General features: G+C 73.7%; 21 protein-coding genes. 14 read left to right on the plus strand and 7 right to left on the minus strand.

What is annotated here, in order from left to right; translation table 11 throughout:
• Positions 1 to 51: 51 nt before the first annotated feature.
• Positions 52 to 336 (minus strand): DUF427 domain-containing protein, encoded by a 285-nt coding sequence (locus tag ACPFP2_RS13530; protein WP_424089465.1) that lies wholly within the window; start codon positions 334 to 336, stop codon positions 52 to 54.
• A 172-nt stretch (positions 337 to 508) separates the two neighbouring features.
• Here ACPFP2_RS13530 and ACPFP2_RS13535 point away from each other — a divergent pair, with 172 nt between their 5' ends.
• The 4 genes from ACPFP2_RS13535 (at position 509) to ACPFP2_RS13550 (ending at position 4,730) form a co-directional block, all read left to right on the plus strand.
• On the plus strand, positions 509 to 1,891 hold the full coding sequence (locus ACPFP2_RS13535; RefSeq protein ID WP_424089467.1) for an FAD-binding oxidoreductase: 1,383 nt from the start codon (positions 509 to 511) through the stop codon (positions 1,889 to 1,891).
• Positions 1,888 to 3,231 carry a class I SAM-dependent methyltransferase gene (locus ACPFP2_RS13540; RefSeq protein WP_424089469.1) on the plus strand — a complete coding sequence of 448 codons (1,344 nt, stop codon included), beginning with the start codon at positions 1,888 to 1,890 and terminating at the stop codon, positions 3,229 to 3,231. The genes ACPFP2_RS13535 and ACPFP2_RS13540 overlap by 4 nt, the downstream gene beginning before the upstream one ends.
• Before the next feature lie 91 nt (positions 3,232 to 3,322).
• On the plus strand, positions 3,323 to 3,883 hold the full coding sequence (locus ACPFP2_RS13545; protein ID WP_424089471.1) for a helix-turn-helix domain-containing protein: 561 nt from the start codon (positions 3,323 to 3,325) through the stop codon (positions 3,881 to 3,883).
• Positions 3,876 to 4,730 carry an SRPBCC family protein gene (locus ACPFP2_RS13550; RefSeq protein WP_424089473.1) on the plus strand — a complete coding sequence of 285 codons (855 nt, stop codon included), beginning with the start codon at positions 3,876 to 3,878 and terminating at the stop codon, positions 4,728 to 4,730. The genes ACPFP2_RS13545 and ACPFP2_RS13550 overlap by 8 nt, the downstream gene beginning before the upstream one ends.
• Positions 4,731 to 4,835: 105 nt before the next feature.
• Here the strand turns inward: ACPFP2_RS13550 and ACPFP2_RS13555 are convergent, their stop codons facing one another.
• Together ACPFP2_RS13555 and ACPFP2_RS13560 are read right to left on the minus strand one after the other, a co-directional pair.
• Positions 4,836 to 6,053 carry an RNA polymerase sigma factor gene (locus ACPFP2_RS13555; RefSeq protein ID WP_424089475.1) on the minus strand — a complete coding sequence of 406 codons (1,218 nt, stop codon included), beginning with the start codon at positions 6,051 to 6,053 and terminating at the stop codon, positions 4,836 to 4,838.
• Position 6,054: 1 nt separating this feature from the next.
• Entirely contained in the window at positions 6,055 to 6,387 is a 333-nt protein-coding gene (locus tag ACPFP2_RS13560) for a YciI family protein (protein WP_424089476.1), read from the minus strand.
• A gap of 190 nt (positions 6,388 to 6,577) precedes the next feature.
• Here ACPFP2_RS13560 and ACPFP2_RS13565 point away from each other — a divergent pair, with 190 nt between their 5' ends.
• The 8 genes from ACPFP2_RS13565 to ACPFP2_RS13600 all read left to right on the plus strand — a co-directional run bounded on the left by ACPFP2_RS13565 (position 6,578) and on the right by ACPFP2_RS13600 (position 15,575).
• Positions 6,578 to 6,871, plus strand: a complete 294-nt coding sequence (locus ACPFP2_RS13565; protein ID WP_424089478.1) for a hypothetical protein — start codon at positions 6,578 to 6,580, stop codon at positions 6,869 to 6,871.
• 42 nt (positions 6,872 to 6,913) lie between these two features.
• Positions 6,914 to 7,147: a zinc-ribbon domain-containing protein gene (locus ACPFP2_RS13570; RefSeq protein WP_424089480.1), complete on the plus strand. Its 234-nt coding sequence runs from the start codon at positions 6,914 to 6,916 to the stop codon at positions 7,145 to 7,147.
• A 3-nt stretch (positions 7,148 to 7,150) separates the two neighbouring features.
• Positions 7,151 to 7,330, plus strand: a complete 180-nt coding sequence (locus ACPFP2_RS13575; RefSeq protein WP_424089482.1) for a hypothetical protein — start codon at positions 7,151 to 7,153, stop codon at positions 7,328 to 7,330.
• Between the two features lie 71 nt (positions 7,331 to 7,401).
• Positions 7,402 to 8,784 carry an MFS transporter gene (locus tag ACPFP2_RS13580; RefSeq protein ID WP_424089484.1) on the plus strand — a complete coding sequence of 461 codons (1,383 nt, stop codon included), beginning with the start codon at positions 7,402 to 7,404 and terminating at the stop codon, positions 8,782 to 8,784.
• Positions 8,785 to 8,848: 64 nt separating this feature from the next.
• Complete coding sequence (locus ACPFP2_RS13585; RefSeq protein ID WP_424089486.1) at positions 8,849 to 9,937, plus strand: hypothetical protein; 1,089 nt, start codon at positions 8,849 to 8,851, stop codon at positions 9,935 to 9,937.
• Entirely contained in the window at positions 9,934 to 11,439 is a 1,506-nt protein-coding gene (locus tag ACPFP2_RS13590) for a hypothetical protein (RefSeq protein WP_424089488.1), read from the plus strand. The genes ACPFP2_RS13585 and ACPFP2_RS13590 overlap by 4 nt, the downstream gene beginning before the upstream one ends.
• A gap of 132 nt (positions 11,440 to 11,571) precedes the next feature.
• The gene (locus ACPFP2_RS13595; protein ID WP_424089490.1) at positions 11,572 to 13,128 is read left to right on the plus strand and encodes a glycosyl hydrolase; all 1,557 of its coding nucleotides are present in this window, start codon (positions 11,572 to 11,574) and stop codon (positions 13,126 to 13,128) included.
• A gap of 146 nt (positions 13,129 to 13,274) precedes the next feature.
• A complete protein-coding gene (locus tag ACPFP2_RS13600; RefSeq protein WP_424089492.1) occupies positions 13,275 to 15,575 on the plus strand; it encodes a putative bifunctional diguanylate cyclase/phosphodiesterase in 2,301 nt (766 codons plus the stop codon).
• 132 nt (positions 15,576 to 15,707) lie between these two features.
• On the opposite strand, the gene ACPFP2_RS13605 is transcribed toward ACPFP2_RS13600, so the two are convergent.
• From ACPFP2_RS13605 to ACPFP2_RS13620, 4 genes are all read right to left on the minus strand, one after another.
• Positions 15,708 to 16,235 carry an AAA family ATPase gene (locus ACPFP2_RS13605; RefSeq protein ID WP_424089494.1) on the minus strand — a complete coding sequence of 176 codons (528 nt, stop codon included), beginning with the start codon at positions 16,233 to 16,235 and terminating at the stop codon, positions 15,708 to 15,710.
• Complete coding sequence (locus ACPFP2_RS13610; protein ID WP_424089495.1) at positions 16,232 to 17,209, minus strand: carbohydrate kinase family protein; 978 nt, start codon at positions 17,207 to 17,209, stop codon at positions 16,232 to 16,234. Before ACPFP2_RS13610 ends, ACPFP2_RS13605 begins: the two co-directional genes overlap by 4 nt.
• Positions 17,210 to 17,417: 208 nt before the next feature.
• The gene (gene erpA / locus ACPFP2_RS13615) at positions 17,418 to 17,786 is read right to left on the minus strand and encodes an iron-sulfur cluster insertion protein ErpA (protein ID WP_088975347.1); all 369 of its coding nucleotides are present in this window, start codon (positions 17,784 to 17,786) and stop codon (positions 17,418 to 17,420) included.
• A 160-nt stretch (positions 17,787 to 17,946) separates the two neighbouring features.
• Positions 17,947 to 19,083 carry a glycerate kinase gene (locus tag ACPFP2_RS13620; protein WP_424089498.1) on the minus strand — a complete coding sequence of 379 codons (1,137 nt, stop codon included), beginning with the start codon at positions 19,081 to 19,083 and terminating at the stop codon, positions 17,947 to 17,949.
• A 68-nt stretch (positions 19,084 to 19,151) separates the two neighbouring features.
• On the opposite strand from ACPFP2_RS13620, the gene nadA reads away from it, so the two are divergent.
• The gene (nadA, locus tag ACPFP2_RS13625; protein ID WP_424089500.1) at positions 19,152 to 20,351 is read left to right on the plus strand and encodes a quinolinate synthase NadA; all 1,200 of its coding nucleotides are present in this window, start codon (positions 19,152 to 19,154) and stop codon (positions 20,349 to 20,351) included.
• A 225-nt stretch (positions 20,352 to 20,576) separates the two neighbouring features.
• Entirely contained in the window at positions 20,577 to 21,932 is a 1,356-nt protein-coding gene (gene murA, locus ACPFP2_RS13630) for a UDP-N-acetylglucosamine 1-carboxyvinyltransferase (RefSeq protein ID WP_424089502.1), read from the plus strand.
• Positions 21,933 to 21,940 lie beyond the last annotated feature (8 nt).

Consider the following 21,940-nt stretch of genomic DNA (forward strand, 5'->3'; position numbering starts at 1 on the left):
TCCTGGCCCACCGGCCGGGTCGACGGCCACCCGGCCCCGCCCGGCGGTGACTCAGTCGACGACGGTGACGTCCTTCCAGAAGGCCACCCGGTCGCGCACCAGCTCGGCCTCCGGCTTCGGGTCCGGGTAGTACCAGACGGCGTCGGCGCTGGTCCGGCCCGCGTGGGCGAGCGTGTAGTAGGAGGCGGTGCCCTTCCACGGGCAGACCGTGTGGGTGTCCGACTCCCGGATCAGGTCGGTGCGCAGGGCGGAGCGGGGGAAGTAGTGGTTGCCCTCCACCATGACGGTGTCGTCGCTCTCGGCGACGACGAGGTCGTTCCAGACGGCTTTCGGCATGGACTCCACGCTATGCCGGCCGGGCCGGCGTGACCACCGCTCGGCTGCGCTCCGCGAACCGGTGTCCGGCGGGTGTCGGCGGTCCGGCGCGTCCGGCTGTCCGGTTCCGGACGCGGAAAAGGCCACCGTGGACGTCCCCACGCGAGTGGCGTTCGGCGCGTAAGGTGATCTCATGCGCGCTCTGCGTGATCATGACCAGGCGGTGGCGACGCTGCGGCGGTCGTACGCCGCGGTGCCCCCCGGACAACCCGTCCGCCTCGCCAAGCGGACCTCCAACCTGTTCCGCCCCCGCAGCGCCGTCAGCTCCCCCGGGCTGGACGTCTCCGGCCTGGACGGCGTCCTCGCGGTCGACCCGCGGGCCCGTACCGCAGAGGTGCAGGGCATGTGCACCTACGAGGATCTCGTCGACGCCACCCTCCCGCACGGGCTGATGCCGATGGTCGTGCCGCAGCTGCGCACGATCACGCTGGGCGGCGCGGTCACCGGGCTGGGCATCGAGTCGACGTCGTTCCGCAACGGCCTGCCGCACGAGTCGGTGACCGAAATGGACGTGCTCACCGGCGCCGGCGACCTGCTCACGGTCCGGCCGGACGGGGAGCACGCCGACCTCTTCGCGGCCTTCCCCAACTCGCTGGGCAGCCTCGGGTACGCCACCCGGCTGCGCATCGAGCTCCAGCCCGTACGGCACGCGGTGGCGCTGCGCAACGTGCGGTTCAGCCGGCTGGAGGAGTTGACCGAGGCGATCGGGGACGTGGTCACCAAGGGGGAGTGGGAGGGCCGGGGAGTCGACGCGATGGACGGGGTGGTGTTCAGCCCCGGCGAGGCGTACCTGGTGCTGGGCAGCTTCACCGACGATGCGCCGCCGCCGAGCGACTACACCGGCCAGGCGATCTACTACCGCTCGCTGCGCGAACGCACCCGCGACGCGTTGACCACCTACGACTACCTGTGGCGCTGGGACACCGACTGGTTCTGGTGCTCGGCGGCGTTCGGCGTGCAGCATCCGCTGGTCCGCCGGCTCTGGCCGGCGCGCTGGCGGCGCAGCGACGTCTACCACCGGCTGGTCCGCCTGGAGCACCGGCACCAGGTGGCCGCCCGGGTGGACCGTTGGCGCGGCCGGCCGGCGCGGGAGCGGGTGGTGCAGGACGTGGAGATCCCCCTCGACCGGACGGCCGACTTCCTGCGCTGGTTCGCCCGGCACGTGGGGATGAGCCCCGTGTGGCTCTGCCCGCTGCGGCTGCGCGAGCCGGCCGGCCCGGGTTCGGCCCGGGGGTGGCCGCTGTATCCGCTCCGGCCTGGGCAGACCTACGTCAACATCGGGTTCTGGGGGACTGTGCCGATCGCCGAGGGTGCGGCGGACGGCGACGTGAACCGCTCTGTGGAGCGGGCGGTGTCCGAGGCGGGCGGCCACAAGTCGCTCTACTCGGACGCGTACTACGACCGGGAGGCGTTCGACCGGCTGTACGGCGGGGACGTCTGGCGCGCCGTGAAGGACCGCTACGACCCGGACCACCGGCTCACGGGACTGTACGAGAAGGCGGTAGCGAGGAAATGAGCCTGACCGACCGAGAACAGGGGGCGGCGAGCACCCCGTCCACACCGCCGGCGGGGGGCCGGCGCATCGGCACGACCGTCGCGGACGTCGTCCGCGCGGTCACCGCCCGGGACCTGCCGGTCCGCATCACCGGGTACGACGGCAGCGCGATCGGCCCGGCCGACTCCGGGATCACCCTGGCCATCCGCTCCGAGCGGGGCCTGTCGTACCTGCTCACCGCGCCGGGCGACCTGGGCATGGCCCGGGCGTACGTCAGCGGTGACCTCGGGCTGGAGGGGGTCCATCCGGGCGACCCGTACGAGGCGCTGCGGGTGCTCAAGGACGAGTTGCGGTTGCGGCCGCCCTCGGTGGCCGAGGGGCTGGCGCTGGTGCGCGGGCTGGGCTGGGAGCGGCTGCTGCCCCCGCCGCCCCCGCCGCAGGAGGCGCAGCCGCGCTGGCGGCGGGTGGTGAACGGGCTGCGGCACTCCCGGCTGCGGGACAGCACCGCCATCTCGCACCACTACGACGTCTCGAACGCCTTCTACGAGAAGGTGCTCGGCCCGTCGATGACGTACACCTGCGCGGTCTACCGCAGCCCGTCGGACACCCTGGAGCAGGCCCAGGCGACCAAGTACGACCTGGTCGCCGGCAAGTTGGCGCTCCAGCCGGGGATGCGGCTGCTCGACGTCGGGTGCGGCTGGGGCGGGATGGTCCGGCACGCCGCCCGCGAGTACGGGGTGAAGGCCCTGGGGGTGACCCTGTCGCGGGCGCAGGCGCAGTGGGCGCAGGCGGCGATCGAGCGCGAGGGGCTGACCGGGCTGGCGGAGGTGCGTCACCTGGACTACCGGGACGCCCCGCGGCAGCAGTTCGACGTGGTCTCCTCGATCGGGTTGACCGAGCATGTCGGGGTGCGCAACTACCCGGGGTACTTCGGGGCGCTGCGGGACCGGCTGCGTCCGGGGGGCCGGCTGCTCAACCACTGCATCACCCGGGCCGACAACCGGGCCCCGCACCGCTCCGGCGCGTTCATCGACCGGTACGTCTTCCCGGACGGCGAGTTGGCCGGGCCGGGCCGGCTGATCGGGGAGATCCACGACGTCGGGTTGGAGGTGCACCACGAGGAGAACCTGCGCCAGCACTACGCGCTGACGTTGGCGGCGTGGTGCCGCAACCTGGTCGAGAACTGGGACTTCTGCGTCGGTGAGGTGGGGCAGGGCACGGCCCGGGTGTGGGGGCTGTACATGGCCGGGTCGCGGCTGGCCTTCGAGCGCAACGGCATCCAGCTGCACCAGGTCGTGGCGACCCGGAACGGGCCGGACGGGGTGAACGGGTACCCGCTGCGTCCCGACTGGACGCCCTGACCCGAGTCGACGGGAGCCGCGCCGGATCACCGGCGCGGCTTTCGTCGAACCGATTGACAAAGGAAGTTTTTACGTACAAGATGATTTTGCCATGAGAGACGTCCTGTACCTGGAACAGATCGAGCAGGCCGAGGTCCTGCTCAAGCCGCAGCGTGTCGAGGTGCTGCGGCAACTGGCCGAACCCCGCACCTGCACCGAGGTCGCCACCCGGCTGGGCCAGACGCCGCAGCGCGTCTACTACCACGTCCGGCAGCTGGTGGCGGCCGGCCTGGTCGAGCAGGTGCAGACGCGCCGGGTGCGCGGCATCAGCGAGGGCATCTACCAGGCCGCCGCGCGGTCGTACTGGCTCTCGCCCCGGCTCGTCGGGCGGGTCGGCGGGCTGCGCCGCGCCGGCGACGAGTTGAGCCTCGGCCACCTGCTCGACCTGATGGAGGAGGTCCAGGCGGACGTCGCCGCGCTCGACCGCTCGGCGCCGGAGCTGCCCTCGATCGGTGTCTCCGGCGAGATCCGGGTGCCGGCCGAGCGCCGGCAGGAGTTCCTGCACGACCTGCGGTCCACGCTGCAGGACCTGTTCACGCGCTACGGGGGCGCCGAGGGGGATGCCTTCAAGCTCGCCGTGGCCTGCTATCCCAAGGGGGACGACCATGACTGAACCGATGACGATCTGCGTCCGGCTCGCCGCGCCTGTCGAGGCGGTCCGGCGGGCGGTGACCGACCCGGCCGAGCTGCGGGTCTGGTTCGCCGAGCACGCCGAGGTCGAGCTGCCCCGGCGGTACGAGTTCTGGGGCCGGTACACGCCGGACGGGGACGCCCCGCACCAGCGGCTGCTGCACGCCGACGACCACTCGCTGCGCTTCGCCTGGCTGCTCGACGGGGTGGAGACCACCAGCGAGATACGGCTGGCCGCCGAGGGGCCGCGGAGCACCCTGCTGACGCTGACCCAGAGCCACTTCACCATGGCCGAGGCGTTCGACGGCAGCAGCATCCGGGGCGTGCTGCAGACCTGGTGGTCGCTGTCGTTGGCCAACCTCGCGGCGCACCTGGAGGGGCGTCCGCTGCTGCCGCGTACCGACTTCACCTCCGCCGAGCTGCGCGGTGAGCTGCTGATCGCCGCCCCGGCGGCGAAGGTCTGGGAGTCGCTCACCGACTCCGACCAGGCCAGCGCCTGGTTCGGGTACCCGATCGGGATCGAGCCCTGGGTCGGCGGCCGGTACGCGATGGGCGGGTTCGAGTCCGGGTACGCGGCGAAGGTGGTCGACCTGGATCCGGGCCGTACGCTCTCCGTCGACTGGGGACCGGTCGGCGTCACCACCTGGGAGCTCGCCGAGTCCGACGGGAAGACGACGCTGACCTTCGTGCAGAGCGGCTTCGACGAGGGCAACCCGCCGTACCCGGCGTGGACCGGGAGCGTCGCGGGGCTCTCCGAGCTGCGGCGCTACCACGAGATGGCCGACTGGCAGCCGATCTGGGTCTCCGAGGAGGTGCCGGCGGGCGCCTGAGCGCCGCCCGGTCGGTGCGGGCCGCATCCCACGGCCCGCACCGACGTGCGCCACCCGCCCGCCGCCGCCCACCGGCCCCGAACCCGGTGGGTGTCGGCGCGCACGCTACGGGCCTGAGGGCGTCAGCGACTCGGCCCGACGCAGCAGGGCCCGCCGCTCCGGCTCGGAGCAGACCAGGGTGGCGGCGTCCCGGAACAGCGCTGCGGCGCGTACCGGGTCGCCGTGGCGGGCGGTCAGCTCGGCCTCGGCGGCCACCGCCGGTGGGTAGCCGTCGAGCGCGCCGCCGGTCCGCGCCTCGACGATCAGGGCCAGACCCGCCAGTGGGCCGTGCGCGTAGCCGTGTGCCACCGCCCGGTTGAGCCGGACCACCGGGGTGGGGCGCAGCCGGGCCAGCTCGTCGTACCAGCCGGCGATGGCGGCCCAGTCGGTGTCCGCGCCGGTCGCGGCGGTGGCGTGGGCGGCGGCGATCCGGGCCTGGAGGGCGTACGGGCCGTCACCGGCGCGGGCCAGCACGGCCAGACCCTCGGCGACGGCGGCCCGGTCCCAGCGGGAGCGGTCCTGCTCGTCGAGGGTGAGCAGGTTGCCGTCGGCGTCCCGGCGGGCCGCCCGGCGTGAGTTCTGCAACAGGAACAACGCCAACAGGGCGGCCACCTCCGGCTCGTCCGGCAGCAGCCGGTCGAGCAGCCGGGCCAGCCGGATCGCCTCGTCGGCGAAGGCCGGCTCGCCGTCCGCGTCGTACCCCCGGGTGAAGAGCAGGTAGAGCACGGCCAGCACGCCCGGCAGCCGCTCGACCAGCGCGGCCCCGGTCGGCACCCGGTACGGGATGCCGGCGTCGGCGATCCGGGCCTTCGCCCGGGTGATCCGCCGGGTCATCGCGGACTCGCCGACCAGGAAGGCGCGGGCGATGTCGGCGGTCGGCACCCCGGCGACCGTGCGCAGCGTCAACGCGACCCGCGCCTCCGGCGCCAGCGCCGGATGGCAGCAGGTGAAGATGAGCCGCAACCGGTCGTCCACCACGTCCCCCTCCTGCTCGGGCGCCGGGGCCGCAGCGGTGAGCAGCGCCAGCTCGTGCAGCTTGCGGCGCTCCACCGAGGCCCGGCGCAGCACGTCCACGGCCCGGTTGCGGGCGGCCGTCATCAGCCAGCCGCCCGGGTTGCCGGGCACGCCGTCGCGGGGCCAGCGTTCCAGCGCCGAGGCCAGCGCCTCCTGCGCGCAGTCCTCGGCCAGGGTCCAGTCCCCGGTGCTGCGGATCAGCGCGGCGACGATCCTCGGGTACGCCTCGGCGCCCGCGTCGGCGACGGCCCGCGCGGTGTCGGTGCCCACCTCAGTCCAGCGGGTCGAACGGGCGCAGCTCGATCCGCCCCGCGTACGCCATCGGGTGGGCGCGGGCCACCTCGACCGCCTCGTCCAGGTCGGCGCACTCGAGGATGTCGAAACCGACGATGACCTCCTTGGTCTCGGCGAACGGCCCGTCGGTCAGCAGCAGCTCGCCGCCGCGTACCCGGACCGTGGTGGCCGCCGACGGCGGGGCCAGCCGCTCGCCGAGCAGGCGCTGGCCGGCGGCGTCCCGGTCGGCCACCCACCGCTCGATGTCCGGGGCGGCGCCCGGGTCGGTGTCCGGCTCGGTGTCGGTGCAGACGAACATCATGAACTGCATGTCTCGGCTCCTCGGTGTCGTGGTCTCACCCGAGTGACGAACGCGGGAGCCGGATCCGGACACCCGTGTGGCGAAAAGTTCCGCGACCGGCATCAGGATGCGGCCCGGCGGGTCAGACCGCATCCTGGCCGCGCTCGGGGATCATGTCATCGTCACCGCAGCTCGGCGAGGGTTTCCGAGGAGGCCAGCGATGCCCCGCGACGACTGGAAGGGTGTCGTCAACCAGATCCTCTACGGATTGACCTTCACGAGGGAGTTGGACGACGTCGCCGCGAGCCGGATGGCCGACGCCATGGTGGAGCGGCGGCACTTCGTCGCCGGCCCGGGCGTCTACGCCGCCGCGATCGTGCGGGCCCGCCGGCACCGTGGCCCACTCACCGACGAGATGCCGACGCCGCACGGCGAGGAGGGGTTCCGGGCCTTCCTGGAGCTGCTCGCCGCCGAACTCGACGCGCGCCGTCCGTGGCGGCGCACCACTTCCTGAGATCGGGGGGTTCAACCGTCGCGGGCGGGGTACAGGCGGGCGATGTTCTTCATCTTCGGACTTCGCACGTCGGTCAGCCGCTCGGGTGTGGCCACCGCCGTCTGCCGCAACTGCGGCAACCAGGCCGCCCAGGTCGTCACCCGGCGGTCGACGAAGTTCACCCTCTTCTTCATCCCGCTGATCCCGGTGCGCACCCGGTACGCGCAGCAGTGCACGTTCTGCGGGGCCGAGTACGCCATCTCGAAGGACGAGGCCCGTCGCCTCCCGGTCGGCTGAGCGATGGCCCGCTTCCTGTGCTGGCTGATCGGCCGGCAGCCCGTCGTACCGGATCCCGCGCCGGTGCACACCGTCTCCCGTCCGCCCTGCACCCCGGGCCGTCGCCGGCACCGTCGCCGCCGCCGGCCGTTGGCCGGGGCGCGGCTGCCCCGCTCGCCCTGGAACCGCTCGGCCGAACGCTGACCCGACCCCGTGCCGGACCCGCCCCCACCTGCCCGTTCTAGGCTGAGGCCGCCGAGAAACGGGGAGATTCATTGCGCAACCACCCGGCCGTCGTGCTGGTCGCCGTCCTGCTGTCCACCGTCTCGCTGCCCGCGTCGCTGACCGGCGCGTCGGTGGCGTTGCCGGAGATAGGCCGGGACCTCGACGCCGGGCTGGCCGGCGTGCAGTGGGTGGTGAACGGCTACAACGCCACCTTCGCCAGCTTCATGCTGGCCACCGGCGCGCTGGCGGACCTGCTCGGCCGGCGGCGGGTCTTCGCCACCGGCGTCGCGATCTTCGCCGGGGCCGGGCTGGCCGCCTCGGTGGCCACCGGCATCGTGCTGCTCGACCTGCTTCGCGCGCTCGCCGGGGTCGGCGCGGCCGCCGCCGCGACCAGCGCCTCCGCCATCCTGGCCGCCACGTTCACCGGCCGGGCCCGGGCCCGCGTGTTCAGCCTCTTCGGTACGACCATCGGCGTCGGCCTGGCCTTCGGCCCCTCCATCGCCGGGCTGCTGATCGACGCCTTCGGCTGGCGGGCCGTCTTCGCCGGGCCGGCCCTGGCCGCCCTGGTGGTGCTGGCGCTGACCCCGCTGCTGCCCGAGTCGCGCCAGCCGCACGCCGGCCGGATCGACTGGCCCGGCACGGTCACCTTCACCGCCGCGCTGCTGCTGCTCATCTTCGGTTTCGTGCAGGGTCCCGAGACGGGGTGGTCCGCCCCGGTGATCGTGGCCGCGTTCGTCGCCGCGCTCGTCCTGCTGGTGGCCTTCGTCGTGGTGGAGCGGCGTCGCCACGATCCGATGTTCGACCTGGCCCTGTTGGCGAGCCCCCGCTTCGTCGGGATCTGCCTGGCGGCGGCCACCATCGTCGCGGTGCTGGTGCCGCTGCTGGTGTACCTGCCGTCGTACCTGACCACGGTGGTCGGGATGAGTCCCGGCGCGGCCGGCGCCACGCTGATCCTGCTGACCGCGCCGACGCTGGTGCTGCCGCTGCTCACCGGCGCGACGGCCCGGCTGGTGCCGCCCTCGGCGGTGGTCGTCACCTCGGTGGCGGTGGTCGCGGCCGGCGCGGCCTGGGCCACCGTCCTCGCCCCGGACAGCGGCGCGGCCGCCCTGGCGGGTCCGCTGCTCACCATCGGCGTCGGGGTGGGCCTGTCCATCGGGCTGCTCGACGCGATGGCGATCGGCAGTGTCGCGCCGCACCGGGCGGCCACCGGCGCCGGGATGATCAACACGGCCCGGCTGGCCAGCGAGACGGTCGCCATCGCGGTGGTCGGCGCGGTGCTGGCCAGCACGACCGGTGGCCGGCTGGCCGATCCGGGCTTCACCGGCGGGCTGCGCGCGGTGCTCTGGTCGATGGCGGCGCTGGCCCTGACCGCCGCGGTGGTGACCGCCGTGCTGGTCCGCCGCGCCCGGATCCAGGGCAGTCCGGTCGGCTGAGGTGCCCGGCACGCGCCCGCGCGGTGCCGGCCGGGGTGACGGCGGACGGCTATCGTGGCCTGTCGTGACGAGCACCGCGCAGCGACTGGCCGCCATCAGGGGTGACGCGCCGCCGAAGCGGCACAACGCCCGTACCATCGCCGCGCTCACCGGCAACCCGGGCTGTGCCCGGCGGGCGGTGCTCGACGGCGCCGGGGTGGACAAGCCGAAGCTCGCCGAGCGGATCGGCTTCCCGGCCCGCTTCGGGCAGTCCCGGTTCGCCATCACCCGGGGCAACGCGTTCGAGGCGCAGGTCAAGGCCGACGGTGGGGTGGAGCTGCTGCGGCTGGTCGCGCAACGGCTGGGCGTGCCGGTGCCGGAGCGGGCGAGCTGGACGGACCTGGGCGGCGCGGACGACCTGCCGGACCGGCACGAGCGGTCCCGGCGGGCGTTGACCGCGGTCGGGCCGGACGCGGCGCTGTTCGACCATCCGCTGCTCGGGCTGGACGTCGCCGGGCAGCGGGTGAGCCTGGAGCCGGATCTGGTCGCGGCCCGCCTCGGCGGCCGGTTCCACGTGGTGGAGATCAAGTCGTTCCCGGTCGTCGACGGGCAGGCCGACCCGGCGAAGGTCGCCGCCGCCGCCGTCCAGTCCGCCGTCTACGTGCTGGCGCTGCGCGAACTGCTCGCCGCCGAGGGGCACGACGAGGAGCTGGTCTCGCACGACGTGGTGCTGGTCTGCCCGCGCGACTTCACGAACCGGCCGGTGGCGAGCCTGCTCGACGTGCGCAAGCAGTTGCTGGTGCTGCGCCGCCAGCTCGACCGGATGGCCCGGCTGGACGACCTGCTCGCCGGGGTCCCGGCGGGGTTCACCGCCGACCCGGCGGCCGAGCCGGCCGAACTGGCCGCCGCGCTGCGCACCGTCGAGGCCCGCTACGCGCCGGAGTGCCTGGCCAGTTGCGAGCTGGCGTACTTCTGCCGGGACGAGGCGCGCGGGCACACCGGCGCCCTGGGCCGGCCGGTGCGCGAGGCGCTGGGCGGCGTGGGCACGGTGGCCGACGTGCTGGCGCTGGCCGCCGGCGAGCGCGCCCCCGACCCCGGTCAGGAGGAGGCCGCCGCGCTGCTGCGGGCCGCCGCCCGCCTGCGCGCCGACGCCCTCGCCGGAGACCCCGCATGAGTACGCTGCGTGCGCTGGCCCGGGCGCAGGCGGTCGCCGCCGGGGTGGCCCAGCCGGTGGCCACGGTCCGCCACCTGCACCTGGCCGAGCGGCCGCTGGTGCTGGTGCCGCTCGGCATGGCCGGGGAGGCGAACGCCCCGCTCGCGGCGCTGGTCGGCACGGCCCCGGACGACGGGCGGCTGCTGATCGTGCCGCAGCCGCGCAACCGGGACCAGCGGTTCCGGTTCGCCGCCGAGCTGGCCGCGATCGTGCTGCCGTACCTGGACTCCTTCCGGGGGGTGTCGGAGGCGGTGCCGGTGGACCGGGGCCGGGACGTGCGGTACCGGTACGTGGACGCGCCGCAGCTGCTGGTGCCGAGCCCCGCCGGGGTCGGCTTCCTGCGGCTGTTCGGCCGCTCCACCCGGTTCCGCCGCCCCGACGGCGAGTACCCGGTGCACCCCGACGTGCCGTTGCTCGGGCGGTGGCTGACCTTCTTCACCGAGCGGGCCGAGCATCCCGGCTCGTCGGCGCTGCTGGCGATGACCGACGCGCTGACCCTGCACTGGGCCACCGGGCAGAGCACGGTGGAGGACCTGCACCTGCCGGCGTTGCTGGGCTGGATCGACCCGCCCGCCGGGCTCACCGGCGCGCAGGCGGCCGCCCGGGCGGAGGACCCGGGCAGCTGCCCGCCGGCCGGCCCGGCCACCGACCCGGACTTCGACAACCGGGTGCTCGCCCCGGCCGTGGCCGCGTACGCGGAGGCGGGGGAGGACCCGGTCGCGGTCGCGGCGGCGTACGCGGAGCTGGAGCGGGTGCTGCGCGACCAGCTCGCGCCCACCTGGGAGCTGATGTGGCGCGGCGTCGGGTTGTTGCGGGCACTGCCGCCCGGGGCGCGGGTGGCGGGCCGCTGGGACGGCGACAGGGACGCCTTCACCGGGTACGCCGAGCACGTCGACGCGGGTGGCGCGCCGCAGCCCCGCCGGGACGGGGCGGTGGCCGCGGCGGTACGGCTGCACCGGCTGGAGCGGGCCCTGACCTCGTACGCGGTGCAGCGCGCCTACGACGATCCGCTGGTCATGGCGGAGCACCGGTTGACCGGTGAGGCGTTCGTCGGCGACGTGACCCTGGCCGACGCGAAGCGGGTGGACGACAGCGGCAGGCGGCCGGTGCTGCGCCCGCGCATCCAGGTGGTGACCACCGAGCCGGTGCTGGTGCCGGTGGGGGCGACGCTGTACTCCCCGGCCCGCCCGGCGCAGAAGGCGAAGGTGGTCTTCGTGACCCCGGCCGACGGCAAGACCGAGGTGGTGCTGGAGCTCTCCGGCGGGATGGGGCGGGGGCTGACCGCGCCGCCGGGCACGGTGCCCGAGGTGGGGGAGCGGCTCTGCCTGACCACGCTCTCCGACGCGTTCATGCCGGCGGGGGCGTTCCCCGCGCCGGAGGAAACCCCGTGGACGCACGGCGGTCCGCCGGTGTCGGGGGTGGACCCGGCGGCCGACGGCGACGCCGCCGAGGAGTGGGCCTGAGTCACTCGGCGTGACGGCAACAATGCATTTACATGCTTGAAACTTAACCGGTTCAGGAGTCCACTGGTGGGACGGGCCCTGACCGCGCGGAGGGTCCGGACCACCACCCCCGTCCCCGAAAAGGTTGGTCCGATGCGAAGTAGACGACTCCGCCTCGCGCTCAGCGCCGCCGCCACCGCCCTCGTCGCGGCCTCCCTGCTGACCGTGATCGGGCGCGCCGACGCGCACACCGTCGCGCCCGTCAACCCGAACGCCTCCGCCTCGACCCGCAGCGTCCTCAACTGGCTGGCCCACCTGCCCAACCGGAGCACCAACCGGATCGCCTCCGGCTTCTTCGGCGGCTACAGCAACAGCGGCTTCTCCCTCGCCCAGACCGAGGAACTGCGCAACGCCACCGGCCAGTACCCGGCGATCCTCAGCTGCGACTACGGCTCCGGCTGGGCCACCAACAGCGACATCACCGCGCTGGTCGACCACTCGTGCAACGCCAGCCTGAAGTCCTGGTGGAACAGCGGCGGTCTGGTAACCATCAGTGTCCACTCGCCGAGCCCGGCCAACGCCAACGGCGGCGGCCTGAACACCGCGATGGGCAACTTCGCCGACCTGCTCAACCCGTCCACCGAGGCGGGCGCCCGGTGGCGGCGGCTGATGGACAAGATGGCCGCCGGCCTGCAGGACCTGGAGAACGCCGGCGTGCCGGTGCTGTTCCGGCCGTTCCACGAGATGAACGGCGACTGGTTCTGGTGGGGCAACCGGGACCAGGCCACCTTCCGGCAGGTCTGGCAGCAGATGCACAGCTACCTCACCGGCACCAAGGGGCTGGACAACCTGCTCTGGATCTACTCCGCCGACTTCAGCCGGGGCAACCGCACCGCCTTCTACCCGGGTGCGTCCTACGTGGACATCGTCGGCATGGACGCCTACGACGACAACCCGCAGACCTCCGGCATCCAGTCCGCGTACAACGAGCTGACCGCGCTGGGCAAGCCGTTCGCGTTCGCCGAGATCGGACCGGACAGCCAGGGCTCCTTCGACTACGGCAGGTGGATCACCGCCTTCCAGCAGAACTACCCCCGGACCACCTACTTCCTGGCCTGGAACGACGGCTGGGGCCCGGCGCGCAACGCCGGCGCGAGCACCCTGTTCAACAACTCCTGGATCGCCAACCGGGGCGAGGTCGACCTGGGCACCGTCACCGAGCCCGGTGGCGGCACCACCAGCCCGCCGCCGCCCACCGGGGGCACCCTGCTGGCCGGCTTCGAGTCGGGCACCGACGGCTGGGCCGGCACCAACGTCACCGGCGGGCCGTGGCGGGTGAACGAGTGGGCCGCCCAGGGCTCGTACGCCCTGAAGTCCGACGTCAACCTCGCCGCCGGCGCGGCGTACCTGCGCCGGAGCGCGACCACCAGCCTCAGCGGGAGGACCACGCTGCGGGCCACCGCCCGGGTCGCCACCTGGGGCAGCTTCGGCACCGGCAGCCAGGCCAAGCTCTACGTCAAGACCGGCTCCGGCTGGCAGTGGTACGACGGCGGCGCGGTGACCGTCACCTCGTCCGGCGTCACCCTCACCCTCCACCTCGGCGGCGTGGCCAACCTCGGTGACGTCCGCGAGATCGGCGTGCAGTTCGTCCCGGGCAGCGGGGCGAGCGGCGGCTCCGCCGTGTACGTCGACAACGTCACCGTGCAGTAGGGACGACGACGGGCCGGCGCGACCTCCCCGGTCCCGCCGGCCCGTCCACGTCCGCGCAGGTGGGTCGGCCGGACCTGGCGGCCCGCCCGCCCGGTGGCTACGCTTCGATGGTTCGCCGCCCGCGAGGCGGTCCTCAGCCTTGAGGCGTGCGCACAAAGAAGAGAGCCGGAGCGACCACCGTGCTGCCCCACGACGTCCGCCGCGAGGCCGTCACCCCGCGCGCCCGCCGCGTCGGCGTCGTCGTCGCCACGGCGGTCGTCCTCGTCGAGGCCCTCTGGCTGGTCGTCGCGCTGCCGCAGGCGGCGCTGGTCAGCGACCTGGGCGCGATCACGGTGGCCACCTGGGCCACCCTCGCGTGTTCGGACGCGGCCCGCCGACACCCTCCGCCGCTGCGCCGGTTCTGGACGCTGCTCGCGCTCACCATGGGGCTGTCCGCCGCCGGCCGTACGGTCTGGACCGTCGAGCGGATCAGCAGTCCGGAGCTGCCGCACACCTTCCTCATCGGGGCGGTCTTCACCGCCGGGATCGTCACCGGCACCGCAGCCCTGCTCTGCTCGCTGTCGGCCCCGCGCAGCCTCGTCGGCCGGGCCCGCACCCTGCTCGACGGGGTGATCGTCGGGCTCGCGCTGATCCCGATCGGCTGGGTCGTGGTGTTCCGGGACATCGCCACCGCCGACCTCGCCGACCCGCTGCGCACCTTCGGCCTGCTCTACCCGATGCTCGACCTGATGCAGCTGACCATCCTGGTCGCGGTCGCCGGACCGCGGCGACCGGTGTGGCGGCCGCTGACCCTGATCGGGGCGAGCCTCGCCGTCCGGGCCGGGGCGGACGCGATCTACGTCTCGCTGGTCGCGCACCACAGCTACGCCCCCGGGCACCCGATCGACCTCTGCTGGCCGCTGAGCTACCTGCTGATCGGGGTGGCGGCGAGCCATCCACCGCCGCCGGTCTGTGACGGCGTCGACGACAGCACCGAGTCGCCGCTGCCGCCCTGGTGGCGGGTGGCCCTGCCGTACCTGCCGGTGGGCGGGGCGATCATCGCGGTGGTGCTGGCCCGCCGCCCCACCGGGCAGACCCCGCAGCTGGTCTTCACCGGCATGATGACGCTGCTCGGCGTGCTGGCGCTGCGGCAGGGGCTGGCCGCCAACGAGAACCTGCGGCTGGTCGGCCGGCTGCGCCGGCTGGCGTACACCGACCAGCTCACCGGGCTGCCCAACCGGCTGATGTTCAACCGGCGGCTGCGCCGGGCGCTGCGCGACGGCCCACCGGTCGCCGTGCTGCTGCTGGACCTGGACGGGTTCAAGCAGGTCAACGACCGGTTCGGCCACGCCACCGGGGACGCCCTGCTGACCACCATCGCCGGCCGGATGCGCGACGCGGTCGGCGACGACGGCGACATCGCCCGGCTCGGCGGCGACGAGTTCGCCGTCCTGGTCGACGCGGCCCGGCCGGTCGCGCCGGAACGGCTCGCCGAGCGGCTGCTCGCCGCCCTGCAACCCTCGCCCGGCGAGGAGGACGTCGGCATCCACCCGTCGGCCAGCATCGGCATCGCCGAGTACGGCCCGCAGCACGCCTCCCACACCGACGTGCTCCGCGACGCCGACATCGCCATGTACGCGGCCAAGGCCGCCGGGAAGTCCGCGTACCGGACCTGCACCCCGGCGCTGCGGGAATCCGCGGTGACCCGGGCGGAGCTGATCGCCGACCTGCGCCGGGCGGTCGACGAGCGGCAGTTGCACCTGGACTACCAGCCGATCGTCGACCTGGCCACCGGTGCGGTACGCAGCGCGGAGGCGTTGGTGCGCTGGCGACACCCCCGGCTGGGGCTGCTCAGTCCGGCGGCGTTCCTGCCGCTGGCGGAGGAGACCGGGCTGATCGTGCAAATCGACCGCTGGGTGGTCCACGAGGCGTGCCGGGCCGCCGCCGCGTGGCGCGAGCGGGTGCCGGAGGCGACCGTGGCGGTCAACATCGCCGCCGCCCACCTGCGCCGCCCCGACCTGATCGCCACGGTCACCTCGGCCACCGCCAGCGCCGACCTGGCCCCGCGCGCGTTGACCCTGGAGCTGACCGAGTCGGCGCTGATCGACGGCAGCGAGGCGGTGCTGGAACGCCTCGCCCAACTGCGTGAGCTGGGCATCCGCATCGCCATCGACGACTTCGGCACCGGTTACTCCTCGCTGAGCTACCTGCACCGCATCCCGGCCACCGAGCTGAAGATCGACCGCTCGTTCGTGGCCCGCCTCGACACCGACTCCCGGGCGTACGCGACGGTGGAGATGGTGACCCGGTTGGCCGGCGCGTTCGACCTGATGGTGGTGGCCGAGGGGGTGGAGACCGAGGAGCAGCACGCGGCGGTCACCGCGATCGGCTGCGTCCACGGCCAGGGCTACCGGTACGGCCGCCCCGGCGCCCTCACCACCCTCCACCCCCACCCCACCCCCGCCTGACCCCCACCCCCCGCCCCGTCGATCTTGCGGTTCGGGCGGGGACTTCACGCCCGAGAGGTGCGTAACCCCCACCGAAACTGCAAGATCGACGGGGTAGGGAGGGAGGGAGGGAGGGAGGGAGGGAGGGAGGGGTCAGCGGAGGTAGGTGAGGATGGCGGGGAGGGGGTCGAGGTCGACGGTGGTGTCGACGACCAGGCGGGGGCCGATGATCGGTTCGTATCCGGCGCGGCGGACGAGGACCTGGTCCCAGGTGGGGGCGAACGGGTCGGGCTCGGCGGGAAGCCGGGCCTCGACGCGACGGCGGTGCTCCGCCTCGTCCCCGCAGTGCACCTCGATCACCCGCAGCGGCACACCGGCGCGCTCGGCCACGTCGCGCCAGAGCCCGCGCGCGCCGGCCACCGGGTTGACCGCGTCCACCACCACGCTCAGACCGAGCCCGAGCTGCACCTCGGCGAGCCCGGCGACCGCGGCGTACGCGGCCGTCCCCGGCACGTCACCGACCAGGCCGTACCGGGCCAGGGCCCGCTCGACCGGATCCACGGGCAGCACCGGCGCACCCAGCGCCGCGCCGACCCGCCCGGCGAGGGTGCTCTTCCCCACGCCCGGCAGGCCGGCGAACGCGACCAGCACCTGGCCGCCGGCGGCGGGTGCGGTGCTCACGGCAGCAGGTGCGGCCGCACGTCCTCGGCGGCGTCGTCGCCGTACGACTCGGCCAGACGCTTGACGAACAGGTCGCGGCGCACCTCGTACTCCTGGGTGCCGACGGTCTCCAGCACCAGCGTGGCCAGCAGCGAACCGACCTGGGCGGCGCGCTCCAGGCCCAGACCCCAGGACAGGGCGGTGAAGAAGCCGGCCCGGAAGCCGTCCCCGACGCCGGTCGGGTCGACGGCCTGGATCTCCCGGGCGATCGGCACGTGGATGGTGTCGAAGTCCCGGCCGGCGATCTCCGCGCCGTCCTTGCCCAGCGTGGTGACCCGGACCTTCACCCGGTCCAGCAGCTGGGCGTCGGAGAGGCCGACCTTGCTCTGCAGCAGCGACTTCTCGTAGTCGTTGGTCATCAGGTAGTCGGCGCCCTCGATCAGGCCGAGCACGTCCTCGCCGTCCATCCGGGCGAGCTGTTGGGAGGGGTCGGCGACGAAGGCGTAACCGCGCTCCCGGCACTCGGCGGAGTGGCGGATCATCGCCTCGGGGTCGTTCGCGCCGACCAGCACCAGGTCGAGGCCGCCGAGCCGCTGCGCCACCGGGGACAGCTCGATGTTGCGGGCCTCGCTCATCGCCCCGGCGTAGAAGGAGGCGATCTGGCACATCTCGGTGTCGGTGGTGCACACGAAGCGGGCGGTGTGCGCCACCTCGCTGACGTGCACGGAGTCGCAGTCGACGCCGTGCCGCTCCAACCAGGAACGGTAGTCGGCGAAGTCGGCGCCGACCGCGCCGAGCAGGATCGGGCGCAGCCCGAGCTGCGCCATGCCGAAGGCGATGTTGGCCGCGACCCCGCCGCGGCGCAGCACCAGGTCGTCCACGAGGAACGACAGCGAGACCTTGTGCAGCTGGTCGGCGATGAACTGGTCGGCGAAGCGACCGGGGAAGCTCATCAGGTGGTCGGTCGCGATCGAGCCGGTCACGGCGATCTTCATGTCAACCCTCGGGGTCGGGAGCACGGCGCCGGTCAGCCTACCGGTCCGCGCGGGCGGGTGGTCGAGGGTCGGTCGACGACATGCCACCCGCCGGTCGTACCCGGGCCACCCGGTCGTCACCGCCCGTACGCCCGCCCCCGGCCGGACGCCGAACGGCAGCGGGGCCGCCCCGGAGGGCGGCCCCGCTGCACGGCGACGGTGTCGCGACTCAGCTGAACGAGTCGCCGCAGGCGCAGGAGTTGCCCGCGTTCGGGTTGTCGATGGTGAAGCCCTGGGCGTCGATGCGGTCGGCGAAGTCGATGGTCGCCCCGGCCAGGTAGGGGGCGCTCATCCGGTCGACGACGACCTCGACACCGTCGAAGTCGGAGACGACGTCACCGTCGAGCGACCGCTCGTCGAAGAAGAGCTGGTACCGCAGGCCGGAGCAGCCACCGGGCTGCACCGCGACACGGAGCCGCAGGTCGTCGCGGCCCTCCTGCTCGATCAGGGCCTTGACCTTCTGCGCCGCGACGTCGGTGAGGACGACGGAAGTAGGGGCCTGGGCCTCGGTCGACTCGGTCTGCGCTGGCGTGGTCACGTGGAAATCTCCCTGCGCGGTATGGGTCCGGACGCACTGGCCAACGTCGCACGTCGGCCAGTGATTCCCGGTGTGGTCCGGATCCGATGGTACGCCGCTCCCGCCGAGGTCACCTCCGGTGGCGTGACCTGCGCCCGGAACGGACGGCCGGTGGGGCGCCTCAGCGGCTCCACTGCCGGGCCAGCCGGGCGCCCAGCGCCCGCAGTCCCTCCGCCGGCCGACCCATCGCCGCCTCCACCCCGCCGTGCTCCTCCCCGCCGAAGTGCTCCACCAGGCTGTACGCGTCGGTGACGCCGGCCGCGGCGGCCTCCCGCCTCCCGGTGCTCACCCGTCCCGCCAGCACCACGCAGGGCACCCCCCGGTCCCGGGCCGCGCCGGCGACGCCGGCGACCACCTTGCCGCGCAGCGACTGGTGGTCGAACGAGCCCTCCCCGGTGATCACCAGATCGGCGGTGTCGAGGGCGGCGTCCAGCCTGATCGCCCGGGTGACCAGATCGATACCGGACTCGCAGCGCCCGCCCAGGGCGAGGATCGCCGCGCCGAGCCCGCCGGCCGCCCCGCCGCCGGGCAGCGCGCCCAGGCCGGGCGGGCAGCCCGGAAGGTCCTTCTCCAACACGGTGGCCCAGCGCTCCAGCGCGGCGTCGAGCAGCAGCACGTCCTCCCGGGTCGCCCCCTTCTGCGGGCCGTACACGTTGCTGGCGCCGTGCAGCCCGAGCAGCGGGTTGTCCACGTCGGTGGCGGCGACCAGGGTCGCCCCGCGCAGCCGGGGCGCGCCGTCGAGCGCGGCGACCCCGACCAGCGCCGCCCCGCCGTACGGCAGGGCCCGGCCGGCCTGGTCGAGCGGGGTGGCGCCGAGCGCGGTGACCATGCCGGCCCCGCCGTCGTTGGTGCCGGAGCCGCCGAGGCCGACGACGACGGTGCGGGCGCCCTGCTCGACGGCGGCGGTGACCAGCGTCCCCAGCCCGTACGAGGTGGTGGCCTTCGGGTCGCGTTCGGCGGCGGCGAGCAGGTGCAGCCCGCACGCCTGGGCGCTCTCCAGGTAGGCGGTGCCGTCGTCGGTGAGCAGGATCTCACCGGCGGCGGGCCGGCCGAGCGGGTCGACGGTGGGCACCGGGATCCGCCGGCCACCGAGCGCGTCGGCGAGCACCGCGACGAACCCCGGCCCGCCGTCGGCGAGTGGTCGGATCAGCAGGTCGTCGGCGGCGGCGACGTCGCGCCACCCCTCGGCGACGGCGGTGGCGACCTCCTGGGCCGCCAGGGTGCCGGCGAACTTGTCCGGACAGAGCAGCACGCGCATGCCTGGCAGTGTGGCAGCCCACACCGGCGGAGGCTGCGTCGCCGCCACGCTGTGGGACCATGGGAGGCGTGACTTCGACCTGGGTTGAGCCCTCCAACACCGCCACTGCGCTGCTGCTCCTCGGCCGCGGCAGCGACCCCGCCACCGAGCGTGGCGTGGAGTGTCCGGGTGACCTGCCGGCGCCGAGCGACCCCGACCTGGTGGCGCGCGCGGCGGCGGCGAAGGCCGCGCTCGGCACGAAGGTCTTCGTGCTGGGGCACCACTACCAGCGCGACGAGGTGATCCAGTTCGCCGACGTCACGGGCGACTCGTTCAAGCTGGCCCGTGAGGCGGCCGCCCGGCCGGACGCGGAGTACATCGTCTTCTGCGGCGTGCACTTCATGGCCGAGAGCGCCGACATCCTGACCTCGGACGCGCAGAAGGTGATCCTGCCCGACCTGGCCGCCGGCTGCTCGATGGCCGACATGGCGGTGCTGTCGCAGGTCGAGACCGCCTGGGACGTGCTGACCGAACTGGGCGTCGCGGCCGACACCGTCCCGGTGACGTACATGAACTCCTCGGCGGACATCAAGGGCTTCGTCGGGCGCAACGGGGGCGTGGTCTGCACCTCGTCGAACGCGAAGCGGGCCCTGGACTGGGCGTACCAGCAGGGTTCGAAGGTGCTCTTCCTGCCCGACCAGCACCTCGGCCGCAACACCGCCGTGCTGGAGATGGGCCTGTCGCTGGACGACTGCGTGCTGTACGACCCGCACAAGCCGAACGGCGGGCTCACCGCGGAGCAGCTGCGCGACGCGAAGATGATCCTGTGGCGCGGGCACTGCTCGGTGCACGGCCGCTTCACCCTGGACAGCGTCGACGAGGTGCGTGCGCGGGTGCCGGGGGTCAACGTGCTGGTGCACCCGGAGTGCCGGCACGAGGTGGTCACCGCCGCCGATCACGTCGGCTCGACGGAGTACATCATCAAGACCATCGAGGCGGCTCCGGCCGGCTCGGCGTGGGCCATCGGCACCGAGCTCAACCTGGTCCGCCGGCTGGCGCTGGCGCACCCGGACAAGCAGATCATGTTCCTGGACAAGGCGGTCTGCTACTGCTCGACGATGAACCGGATCGACCTGCCGCACCTGGTGTGGGCGCTGGAGGAGCTGGCCGCCGGTCGGGTGGTCAACCAGATCACCGTGGACCCGGACACCGCGCACCACGCGCGGGTGGCGCTGGACCAGATGCTCGCGCTGCCCGGCGCGGACACCCCGCCGCCGACGGCGCCCTGATCACGGACGGTCACATCACTGGTACGGATACGCACCGGAAACCCCGGTTCGTGCCGTACTCGGCGATGTGACCGATTCCATTTTCGTCACCGAGGGCTATGCTGCCGGGGCGACGACACATTCGCGGGCGGTTTTGCGCCCATCCCGATGCGGGTAGCTGACAGCCGAACCGGTTCGCAGGCCCGATCCTCGACACAGGCACCACCCGACGCGCTGGAGGTTGCGTTGACCGATGACGTCCTGGTCGTACACGGAGGTACTCCGCTCGAAGGGCGGATCCGCGTGCGCGGCGCGAAGAACCTCGTCTCCAAGGCGATGGTCGCCGCCCTGCTGGGCGACACCCCCAGCCGGTTGTTCGACGTGCCGCGCATCCGTGACGTCGAGGTCGTCAAGGGTCTGCTCGGCCTGCACGGGGTGAAGGTCAGCGACGGCGCGGAGGACGGCGAGCTCGTCTTCGACCCGTCCAACGTCGAGAGCGCCAGCACCGACCAGATCAACGTGCACGCCGGCTCCAGCCGGATCCCGATCCTGTTCTGCGGGCCGCTGCTGCACCGGCTCGGGCACGCCTTCATCCCGGACCTGGGCGGCTGCCACATCGGGCCGCGCCCGATCGACTTCCACCTCCAGGCGCTGCGGGAGTTCGGCGCGACGGTGGAGAAGACCCCGGAGGGGCTGCACCTGTCGGCGCCGAACGGGCTGCACGGCACCAAGTTCGCCCTGCCGTACCCGAGCGTGGGCGCGACCGAGCAGGTGCTGCTCACCGCGGTGATGGCCGAGGGCGTCACCGAACTGCGCAACGCGGCCGTCGAGCCGGAGATCATCGACCTGATCTGCATCCTGCAGAAGATGGGCGCGATCATCAAGGTGCACACCGACCGGGTGATCGAGATCCAGGGCGTGAAGCGGCTCAGCGGCTACACGCACCGGCCGATCCCGGACCGGATCGAGGCGGCGAGCTGGGCCGCGGCCGCGCTGGCCACCCGCGGTCACGTCGAGGTGCTCGGCGCGCAGCAGGTCGACATGATGACCTTCCTGAACATCTTCCGCTCGGTCGGCGGCGCGTACGAGGTCACCGACGCCCGTCCCCCGAAGCTGGGCGACGCCGGCCAGGAGGGCGGCATCCGGTTCTGGCACCCGGGCGGCGAACTCAACGCGGTGGCGTTGGAGACCGACGTGCACCCGGGCTTCATGACCGACTGGCAGCAGCCGCTGGTCGTCGCGCTGACCCAGGCCCGCGGCCTGTCGATCGTCCACGAGACGGTCTACGAGCAGCGGCTGGGCTACACCGAGGCGCTGAACAGCATGGGCGCCAACATCCAGGTCTACCGGGACTGCCTCGGCGGCACCCCGTGCCGCTTCGGCCGGCGCAACTTCAAGCACTCCGCGGTGATCGCCGGGCCGAGCAAGCTGCACGCGGCCGACCTGGTCATCCCGGACCTGCGCGCCGGCTTCAGCCACCTGATCGCCGCGCTCGCCGCCGAGGGCACCTCCCGGGTGTACGGCGTCGACCTGATCAACCGGGGCTACGAGGACTTCGAGGCGAAGCTGGCCAGCCTGGGCGCGCACGTCGAGCGTCCGTAACGCGAGTC

Origin of the sequence: Micromonospora citrea (assembly GCF_049629545.1) — a bacterium.
GTDB lineage: Bacteria > Actinomycetota > Actinomycetes > Mycobacteriales > Micromonosporaceae > Micromonospora > Micromonospora citrea_A.

Bases quoted from the DNA above. Each gene is read 5' to 3' on its own strand.
- ACPFP2_RS13550 (WP_424089473.1), top strand. From the start codon at position 3,876: ATGACTGAACCGATGACGATCTGCGTCCGGCTCGCCGCGCCTGTCGAG.
- ACPFP2_RS13530 (WP_424089465.1), bottom strand. From the start codon at position 336: ATGCCGAAAGCCGTCTGGAACGACCTCGTCGTCGCCGAGAGCGACGAC.
- ACPFP2_RS13610 (WP_424089495.1), bottom strand. From the start codon at position 17,209: ATGAAGATCGCCGTGACCGGCTCGATCGCGACCGACCACCTGATGAGC.
- ACPFP2_RS13540 (WP_424089469.1), top strand. From the start codon at position 1,888: ATGAGCCTGACCGACCGAGAACAGGGGGCGGCGAGCACCCCGTCCACA.
- ACPFP2_RS13535 (WP_424089467.1), top strand. From the start codon at position 509: ATGCGCGCTCTGCGTGATCATGACCAGGCGGTGGCGACGCTGCGGCGG.
- ACPFP2_RS13590 (WP_424089488.1), top strand. From the start codon at position 9,934: ATGAGTACGCTGCGTGCGCTGGCCCGGGCGCAGGCGGTCGCCGCCGGG.
- ACPFP2_RS13545 (WP_424089471.1), top strand. From the start codon at position 3,323: ATGAGAGACGTCCTGTACCTGGAACAGATCGAGCAGGCCGAGGTCCTG.
- ACPFP2_RS13560 (WP_424089476.1), bottom strand. From the start codon at position 6,387: ATGCAGTTCATGATGTTCGTCTGCACCGACACCGAGCCGGACACCGAC.
- ACPFP2_RS13565 (WP_424089478.1), top strand. From the start codon at position 6,578: ATGCCCCGCGACGACTGGAAGGGTGTCGTCAACCAGATCCTCTACGGA.
- ACPFP2_RS13575 (WP_424089482.1), top strand. From the start codon at position 7,151: ATGGCCCGCTTCCTGTGCTGGCTGATCGGCCGGCAGCCCGTCGTACCG.
- ACPFP2_RS13595 (WP_424089490.1), top strand. From the start codon at position 11,572: ATGCGAAGTAGACGACTCCGCCTCGCGCTCAGCGCCGCCGCCACCGCC.
- ACPFP2_RS13620 (WP_424089498.1), bottom strand. From the start codon at position 19,083: ATGCGCGTGCTGCTCTGTCCGGACAAGTTCGCCGGCACCCTGGCGGCC.
- ACPFP2_RS13570 (WP_424089480.1), top strand. From the start codon at position 6,914: ATGTTCTTCATCTTCGGACTTCGCACGTCGGTCAGCCGCTCGGGTGTG.